The sequence below is a fragment of the Clostridium sp. genome (genome assembly GCF_051654825.1).
In the GTDB taxonomy this organism is placed as follows: domain Bacteria; phylum Bacillota; class Clostridia; order Clostridiales; family Clostridiaceae; genus Clostridium.
On the sequence record NZ_JBOFYU010000160.1, the window covers coordinates 1 to 9,700 of the forward strand.

At 27.7% G+C, this 9,700-nt stretch carries 4 protein-coding genes; 3 read left to right on the forward strand and 1 reads right to left on the reverse strand.

The window, feature by feature from the left end; all coding sequences use genetic code 11:
• Together pbp4b and ACRDBA_RS09535 are read left to right on the forward strand one after the other, a co-directional pair.
• Positions 1 to 3,590 (forward strand): penicillin binding protein PBP4B (gene pbp4b / locus ACRDBA_RS09530; RefSeq protein ID WP_438572690.1); only part of this gene is annotated, 3,590 nt, incomplete at its 5' end.
• Positions 3,591 to 3,726: 136 nt separating this feature from the next.
• Entirely contained in the window at positions 3,727 to 6,909 is a 3,183-nt protein-coding gene (locus ACRDBA_RS09535) for a LamG-like jellyroll fold domain-containing protein (protein ID WP_438572691.1), read from the forward strand.
• 51 nt (positions 6,910 to 6,960) lie between these two features.
• Here the strand turns inward: ACRDBA_RS09535 and ACRDBA_RS09540 are convergent, their stop codons facing one another.
• Positions 6,961 to 8,076 carry an MGDG synthase family glycosyltransferase gene (locus ACRDBA_RS09540; RefSeq protein ID WP_438572692.1) on the reverse strand — a complete coding sequence of 372 codons (1,116 nt, stop codon included), beginning with the start codon at positions 8,074 to 8,076 and terminating at the stop codon, positions 6,961 to 6,963.
• Between the two features lie 303 nt (positions 8,077 to 8,379).
• On the opposite strand from ACRDBA_RS09540, the gene ACRDBA_RS09545 reads away from it, so the two are divergent.
• The coding region (locus ACRDBA_RS09545; protein ID WP_438572693.1) for an FUSC family protein at positions 8,380 to 9,700 on the forward strand (1,321 nt) is incomplete at its 3' end.

The following is a 9,700-nucleotide window of genomic DNA, read 5'->3' on the forward strand; positions in this document are numbered from 1 at the left end:
CAAATATGGTTTTTAATAGATATAGAAGAGTATTTAAGGGATATAGTGGAAAAGGGGAAATAATATTAAAAAATAATGGAGCTACTTCTGCAAAGATATATATTAATGGTAATTTAATAGACTTAAAGGATTCATTAAACGGAAGTAATTCAGAAGTGAGATTAGACATTGGATTATATACTGTGGATGGAGAAAATACACTTAAGGTTTTAGATGTAAAGCCAAAGGGATCAAGTATAGATATTGAAGTTCTATATCCAGAATTGACTTATGCCAGTTTACCAGAAGACGTGGGGTTCTCATCTAAAAAGCTAGAAGAATTAGATGATTTTATAAATAAGGAAGTAAGTGAAGGCTTTCCAGGAGCAGCTCTTATTGTAGTTAAAAATGGTGAAATAGTAAAAAGTAGTTCCTATGGTTATAGCAAAAAGTGGGATAAAAATAATTTGTTAGAAGAAAAAGAAGAAATGAGTGTAGATACATTATTTGACATAGCTTCTTTAACAAAGGTATTAAGCACAAACTTTGCGCTGCAAAAACTTGTAAGCGAAGGAAAGCTTAATGTTGACGATTTAGTAGTTAAATATTTACCTACATTTGTAGATAAGCAAGACGCTAAGGTAAAGGGGAAATCTAAAATAACAATAAGGGATGTCTTAAATCATAGGGCAGGCTTTGCTCCAGAAATAAGATTTTTTGATAATAAAAATGCTACAGTAATAAAAGAGGGATTATATTCTCAAGATAGAGAAAAAACTATAGAATTACTACCTACAGTTCCATTACAATATGAGCCTGGAACAGACACTATTTATAGTGATACAGATTATATGATTCTTGGTCTTATAGTAGAAGAAATAGTTGGAATGGATTTAGATAAATATGTGGAAGAAAATATTTATAAGCCATTAGGGTTAGAGAGGACGATGTATAATCCACTAGAAAAGGGATTTAATAAGGAAGATGTTGCTGCAACGGAGAGAAATGGTAACACAAGAGATTACTCTATACCTCTTTTTAATAATATAAGAGAATATACACTTCAAGGAGAAGTACATGATGAAAAGGCATGGTATTCCATGGGGGGAGTATCAGGTCATGCAGGTTTATTTTCAACAGTAGAAGATATGGCAATATTAGCTCAAGTTATGCTTAACAAAGGAGGATATGGAGACGTTAAATTATTTGATTCAACTGTTGTAGATGAGTTTATTAAACCATCAGATGATGATAACTATTATGGTCTTGGATGGGATAGACAAAGTGACTGGGGAAAGATATGGGAGTTTGGACCATATGCAGGAAATTTAACTATTGGGCATACAGGATGGACTGGATGTGTAATGAATATAGATCCAGAAAATGATATGACAACAATATTATTAACAAATATGAGGCATTCACCTACAAAGGAAAACAATTTTGAGGCATCTAAGTTTGAAACAGGAAGATATGGAAGTATAATGGCTAAGGTTTATGAAGCTTTTATGGAAAATACAGATGAGTCAAAAGAAGATAAATCACCATATATAACTAAGGTAGAAAAGAGAGAGGCCACACAAGTAAATCCTAAATTTCCAGAGGATGACTTAACAAGTAGAGTTTATGCTAGAAATAGAAGAAGCTTTGAAGGGTACAAGGGAAAAGGTGAAATAATATTAGAAAATAATGGAGCTACATCAGCAGAGGTTTATGTAAATGGAAAAGCTATAGATATTTCTAAAGCTTTAAAATCAGGAAAAGAAACAATAAATATTGGTAAATATACAGTTGATGGTGATAATTCATTAAAGGTATTAAATGTGATGCCAGAGGGAGCATCTATAAATATAAAGGTTTCTTACCCAGAGCTTACTGAGGGTAAGCCAGAGGATATAGGAATTGATTCAGAAAGGTTTTCTAAAATAGATAAGATTATAAATTCAGAAGTAGAATTAGGATATTCGTCATCAGCATTATTAGTTATTAAAGATGGAAAGATAATAAAGAATTCAGCATATGGATATAAGCAAGTATATGATAAAAATGGAAGGTTAAATATATTAAAGCCTGTAACTACAGATAGTTTATTTGATTTAGGGGGAGCTACAAAAGCTTTTGTAACTAATTTTGCAATACAAAAATTAGTTACAGAAGGAAAAATAAATATTAATGACTTAGTAGTTAAATATATACCTACATTTATTGATGGAGAAAATGATGAGATTAAAGGGAAAGATACTATAACAATTAAGGATTTATTAAATCATACATCTGGATTACCTAATAATATAGAGTTTTATGATAAAAATGTTTCAGGAGAATTTTATTCAGTAGATAGGGAAACTACAATAAAATTACTTCCACAAATACCATTAGAAAGAGAACCTAAAATAGAAAGTATAGATAGTGATATAAATTATATGTTACTAGGATTAGTAATTGAAAATATTACTGAAATGACATTAGATGAATATACAGAAGAGTATATTTATAAACCTTTAGGATTAGAAAATACCATGTTTAATCCATTAGATAAAGGAATTAGTAAGGATAATATTGTAGCAACAGGAATAAAAGGTAATATAGAGGGAAATAAGCACTTTGAAGGAATAAGAGATTACACATTAAGAGGTGAGGTTTTTGATGAAAAAGCTTTTTACTCAATGGATGGAGTATCAGGTCATTCTGGATTATTTTCTAATACAAAAGATATAGCTGTGTTAATGCAAACATTATTAAATGAAGGCGGATATGGAGGAGTAAAATTATTTAGTAAGGAAGTTTTAGATCAATTTACTAAACCTGATACTAATAATCCAGAAAGAGGATTAGGGTGGAATAGAATGTCAAACCAAAGTTCTAATGATGAATTAGGTTCCTATGCTAGCAATTTAACTTATAGTAGCTCAGGATGGATTGGAGCAGAAACTGTAATAGATCCTAAAAATGATTTAGCTATAGTTTATTTAACTAATTATCCGCATTCAGAGTATATAAATGAAGATTTTGATTCAAAAGGATATATTCAAGGTGGATATGGAAATATAGTTTCAATGGTATATGAAGCTGTAATGGAAAATGGAGAAATAAATAACGAGGATTTAATTCAAGCTTCTAAGGATAAAGTAGAGCTTATAAAAAATGATGATTTAGATAAGGTATCAAAAGGAGAATTAAAATCAGCCATAGCACTTATAGATGTTCTAATTCAGGAAGCTAGTAAAATTAATGATCCTAGTGATATTGAGTTGATAAATAACCTTATAAGTGAATTACCTAATTGTGAAGAAAAAACTTGGATTGAAAATAAAATGAAAACTCTAACTGAAAAAGTTGTTATTGAAAAACCAAGCAACTTAAAGGCAAGTGAAATAGAAAGTAATTGTGCAAAAGTTACTTGGAATTCACCGAGTAATAATGACTTTATTAAAGAGTATAAGGTTTATTTAGATGGTAAATTAGAAGCTGTAATACTTCCAGGTGAAGTTTTGGAATATGAATTTAAGGATTTAAAATCTAATAGCATTTATGGAGTAAAAGTAGTTGCAAAAACAATGGATGGACTTGAATCAAAACCAATTTCAATTAATATAAGAACTAAAAAATAGAGATAAAAAAGGATTTACATATATGTAAATCCTTTTTTATAAAATTTGAATATATTGAAACAAGTTTTTGTAAAATATTTACAAAAATTATATTGAAGAGATATAATAAAAGAGAGAGTAAAAGGGGGGGATAGTTTTGAAAGTTAAAATGTTAAAAAAAATAGTGAAGGAGTCAAGAGCAAAGAAGATATTAGCTGCTTTATTAGCAACAATATTATTTACAGGAACTACATCAGCTTGGGCATCAATAGAAAAAAGCTCAATAGATAGTGGAATAATTGGGGAGTGGAATTTTGAAGAAATAAAAGATAAGGTTATAGCTGATATTAGTAATAATGGAAAAGATGGAGAGCTAAAGGGAAATGCAGTTATAACAGAGTCAGGGGTTGATGGTAAAGGTATACAATTATCAGGAGATAAGGGAACTTTTATTTCAATACCTTCAATAATAAATCCAGCTCAAGGTTCATTTTCTATATCTTTATGGGCTAAGGTAGATCAAACAGAAAGTGATAGCAGAAGTAATAATACAATAATATTACAGCAAGAAGGCTCAGGTAGGAGCATGATGTTTAGAGAAGTATCTACAGGGGACAGGCTAGGAACATATTTAGGGGGAGAAAATAAATACGGAAATAACAAAATAGAAAAGGATACTTGGAAAAACTTAATTATAACTGTTGATAGTGAAAGTAAAAATATTAAATTATATGTAAATGGTAAATTAGAGTCAAATTCAATAGCTATATCATTACCTAATTCTAATGATAAACTTAGAATAGGTGATCACAAAAATAATGATGGAAGAGCTTTTAAAGGAATTATTGATGAAGTAAAAGTATATAACAAGGTATTAAATGAAGAAAATGCAATAGATTTATATAGGGAATTTGCAGATATAGAAGGCTTACTTAAAGAACTATTAATATCTATAGAAAAGTCAGAAGAAATATTAGATTATGTCCCAAGAGATTTAAACCAAAGCTTATATGATAGCTTATTAAGTGAAGTAACTAAGGCTAAATTATTAAATGAAAGTTCAAATAGAAATGATATATTGGTAGCTATAGATAAACTACAAGACAAATCAAATGAATTAGAACAAATATTTAATAGTAATTTAGGTGATTCAGTTTTAGTAACAGCTGATTTAGAAAATGAAGTAAGAACTATAGGAAAAGAATTATTTGGAATAAACCATAGATATCATAAAGATGGCTATGGCTCTTGGAATGTAGAAGAAATGAAAATGGATGAGGAGTTTGATGCTTTATATAAAGATGCAAGCTTTGGTTCACTAAGGTATCCGGGAGGTCTTGTATCTAATTTATTTCAATGGAAGCGATCAATAGGAAAAGTAGAAGATAGATTATATGCTATACATGGAAATCCAGAGCAAGATCCAGAGTTTCCTTACTTTGGTTTAGATGAAGCAGCAAAATATGCAGAAGAAAATAATAGTGAATTTATTTATGTATATGGTGCAGGAAATGGGTCATCGCAAGATGCAGCTGATTTAGTAGAGTATTTAAATTGCGAAGTAGGTGAGAACCCTAATGGAGGAATAGATTGGGCAGAAGTAAGGGCAAATAACGGAAGAGTAGAACCATATAATGTTAAACAATTTGAATTTGGTAATGAGTTTCAATTTGCAGATCAAGGATATTGGACAAATGCTCAATCAAACGATAGGTTAGGAGCATATTTGTTTGGAGGAACATTTAACTTTAATAATGAATTAGTAGTAGAAGAAGAGGATTGGAAGGCTATTAAAGGTAAAGGAACTGGTGAGGTAAATCAAAGAAAGTTTATAAAATATGCACCAGTAATAGCAGGAAGTGTAACATTAAAGGTTGGTAGTGAAATTTGGTCAAGAGTAGACTCATTAAATGGTATAGGGAATGAAAAGGTATATACATTAAATGAGGAAACAGGAGAAATTAATTTTGGAGATGGTACCAATGGTGGTGTTCCAGAAAAGGGATTAGATATAAGAGTGTCATATAGAGCAGATAAGGATGGTTATGTTGAAGTAAGAGAAGCAATGAAGGAAATCGATCCAGAAGTAAGATTATATACATCATATGAAACATTATCAGTAGTAGATAGATTAGGAACTGAGCATGATTATGATGGAATAGCAGTACATCCTTATTCAGGAGAAATAAATTCAAATGATCCAAATTACTATGAAAAGATTTTATATAGAGCTGAAGAAAAGGTAGCAACTGTTAAGAGTTATGAAGATAAGATGAAACAAGTATTAGGTGAGGAAAAAGCAAAAGAAAAAAGTGTAACTGTATCAGAGTATGGAATATTTAGAGATACAAGTAGATTTGTAAAGTCACAAGTAAATGCATTATATACTTCAAAGATGTTAATGGGTATTTCAAAGTTAAATGTACCATATGCTAATAGACATTGTTTAGTAGATTTTCCATATGGAGATGTTTTAGGGCCAGGTCAACAAGCTGTTATACAAGCAATAAAAAATGATGAAACCGGAGAGTATGATTTTGTTGCAACTCCATCTGCTAAGGCATTTAAGTTGTTTAATGAAATGACAGGTAGTACTGTTATTGATTATAAAGTAAGAAATAATAAGGATTTAGGGAATAATTTAAAGGCAATTGATACAATGATTACTACAAATGAAAATGGAGAGATATACTTAATGGTAGTAAATTCCTCAAGAGCTGATAGTACAAATGTAAGATTTAATTTAAAAGGTATTGATTTAACAGGGTACAATGCAGAAGTATGGACACTTGATGGGCCAAGCTTTGATGCTGAAAATACTTTAGATGACTTAAATAATGTAGAAATTGAAAAGGAAAATAAGCATGTAAGTGAAAGCTCATTAAATTATGAATTTAAAGCACATTCATTAACTGCTATAAAACTAACTGAAAATACAAGCTCAGAAGTAAATAAAGAAGAGCTTATTGAATTATTTAATAAAGGTGAAGGCTTAAGTATTAGTATTATAGAAGGAATAAATAATGGTGAATATCATTTAGGTGCTAAAGAAAGATTAAATGTTGGTTTAGCAGAAGCAAAGGTAGTTATTGATAATGAAGAGGCAACTAATGTACAAGTGCAAGATGCTACAGTAAATTTAAGTTATTTAATATCCTTAATTAAATCATTAGAAATAAATGAATTTACTGGAGATATTAATGGTGATAAGAAGATAAATATTGGAGATTTAGCAATAGCATCTAAAGCTTATAATACTTCAAATATATTATGTGATTTAAACAAAGATGGATTAATTACTAAATATGAAATTGAATTTATAAGTAGTAGAATTAGATAAAAATAAATACAAAGATAAAAAGCATCAAATTAAATTGATGCTTTTTATTTATTAAATATTTAAAAATTCTTTTATTAGATTATAAATCTTTTCAAGTGAATCAGTTTTATCAAAATTTTCACAAGCTAATTTCATATTATTAAGCTTACCTTTATCTAGTAATAAATCTTGGAATACATAGGAACAATTATGTGTATCTTCTAACATAATAGCCATATTATGATTTAATAAAAACTCAGCATTTTCCACTTCTTGTCCAGGAATAGCATTAAATAACACCATTGGAATATTGCAAGCTATAGCTTCAGAAATAGTTAATCCACCTGGTTTAGTAACTAGTAAATCTGATGCTTGCATATATTTATTTACTTCGTTAGTAAAATAAATAAGCTTTGTTCTCTTAGAAGAATCAGGTAGTATTTCTTTAAATTCATTATATAAGTTTTTATTTTTACCAGTAATAATAATTACTTGAAAATCTAAAGTAACCTTATTAATTTCCTTATATATTTGAAGTATATTAGTGACACCAAAGCTTCCAGCCATAATAAGAATTGTTGGAAGAATAGGATCTAACTCTATTTTATCTAAAAATACATTCTTATCTATTTTTTCGTAAAATACACCTTCAATAGGTATTCCATATGGATGAATTAAATCTTTATTTACACCTCTAGTTATCATTTCATTCATCATATCTTCATTTGATACAATATAAGCATCTACCTTATTATTTATCCATGTTTTATGAGGTGCGTAATCAGTCATAATACAAATTAAAGGAATCTTTATTTCTTCCTTTTCTTTTAAAATTGATGTCATTTCAGTAGGAAAGGGATGAGTAGTTATTATTAAATCAGGATTAAAATCACTAATTAAGTTAAGTAGTGATTTAGAAAATAATTTATTCAATCTTCCAACAAAATCAACTCTAGAATTATCATTATTTGTTATAGTATAAAGTCTTTTATACAAGCTAGGGGTCTTAGTAGCTAAATATACATATCCATTATCAATAGTTTTATTTAAAATAGGACTTATATATTTTAATGTATCTATAATTTCTATATTTATATTTTTATTTTCTTTATTAATATAATGTTCAATAGCCTTAGAGGCTGCCATGTGTCCACCACCTGTAGACGCTGATAATATAAGTATATTCATAATATAATCTCCTATATATAATATATGTGTATTTAAATTTTAACATAACCTTATAGAATTTTGGATTAATATTTCATTAAAATAATATTAATAAATATTATTTATTTTGCTCAAAATAAGAAAATAATAGTCAGAAAAAATTTTCTAGTAAGAAAGTGGAGTTTAAAAATAGTAAATGAAGATAGTAATAGTTAATATATTATTTATTATTAACATATATTACTTGAAAAGAAATATTAATAGGAGTAAAATTTTTCTTTGATAATAGTAAATATTGAAAAAAGTTGAGTTGAGGGAAAGAATATGAATAAAAAGTTGATAATTTCAAAAACAGCAATGTTTATTTTTGTTATGGCTTTTGTAGTAATTTTCAAGAGTATCTTTGGAAATGAAAATACATTAATAGGCGTAACTACTATAACAGCAATGCTAATGTTATTAGAAAGAGACTTAACATTGAATCCGATTAAAAATACCTTTAAGTTTATTGGTTTAAATTTATTTATTGGAATAGCTACAATTATAGCTTCAAGTAATATGTGGTTAGCTATACCAGTAAATTTTATTTCTTTGTTTTTAATAAGCTATCATTTATGTCATAGTTTAAGAAGACCAATGTACTTACCGTTTTCATTGCAATATTTATTTTTACTTGTTAACCCAGTTAGTGGTGATAGAGTAATAATAAGGTTAATTTCATTAGTTGTTGGTGCAATCTTTATTATGTTACTTCAGGTATTATTTAATAAAAATAGATTTTCAAAAGATGGAAATAAAATTCTGAAAAATATTTGTGATAGTTTATTAAGTGGTATAGCAGAAATAAAAGATGATAATAAATCAAGAAATATAAATATAACTAAGTTAATAAGTTCTTTTAGAAATATGATTCATGACAAAAGGGAAGAAGATTATTATTTAACAGAAGAGGGGCAAATAAAGTTAAATCTTTCAGCCGCTTTAGAGGAAATAGCTATACATTTAAATAGTGTAAAGTATAAAGAATCTTTAGATGAAGTTTTAACTGATTTATATTATTTTATAGAAAATACAAGGGCTTATTTAGATAAAAATGAATTGTTAATTGACTTTGAGATGGACAGTAAAAAGCTTATAGAAAAATATCAAAAACTAAATGAGAGCAATTTAGAAGTCTTAGAAATTTTAAATGATATAGTAGATTTATCAGATATAATTTTAGATTTAACAAGATTAGATAAAAAGAGTTATAACTTCATAAATAAAATTGAAGATATACCAAATGAATTTAAAAGTAGTGTTCTAAATTTTAAAGTATTAAAAAAGAATTCTTTAAAGTTTTCTTATGCTATTAGAGTAGCAACAGGAATAACAATAGGTGCATTTATAATGGATATACTTAATTTACAAGAAGGAAGATGGATTATTTTCACTATCTTATCATTAACAAATCCATTATATGAGCTTTCACAAAAAAAATCAAAAGATAGAATTTTTGCAACTATCTTAGGATCAATATTAATTGTAATTTTATTTGATATATTTAAAGATACTACAATAAGAACTTTAATAATAATGCTTGCAGGATATATTGGAAGTTATATATCAGAATATAAATATAATATGATTTTAGTGACAGTGTCAG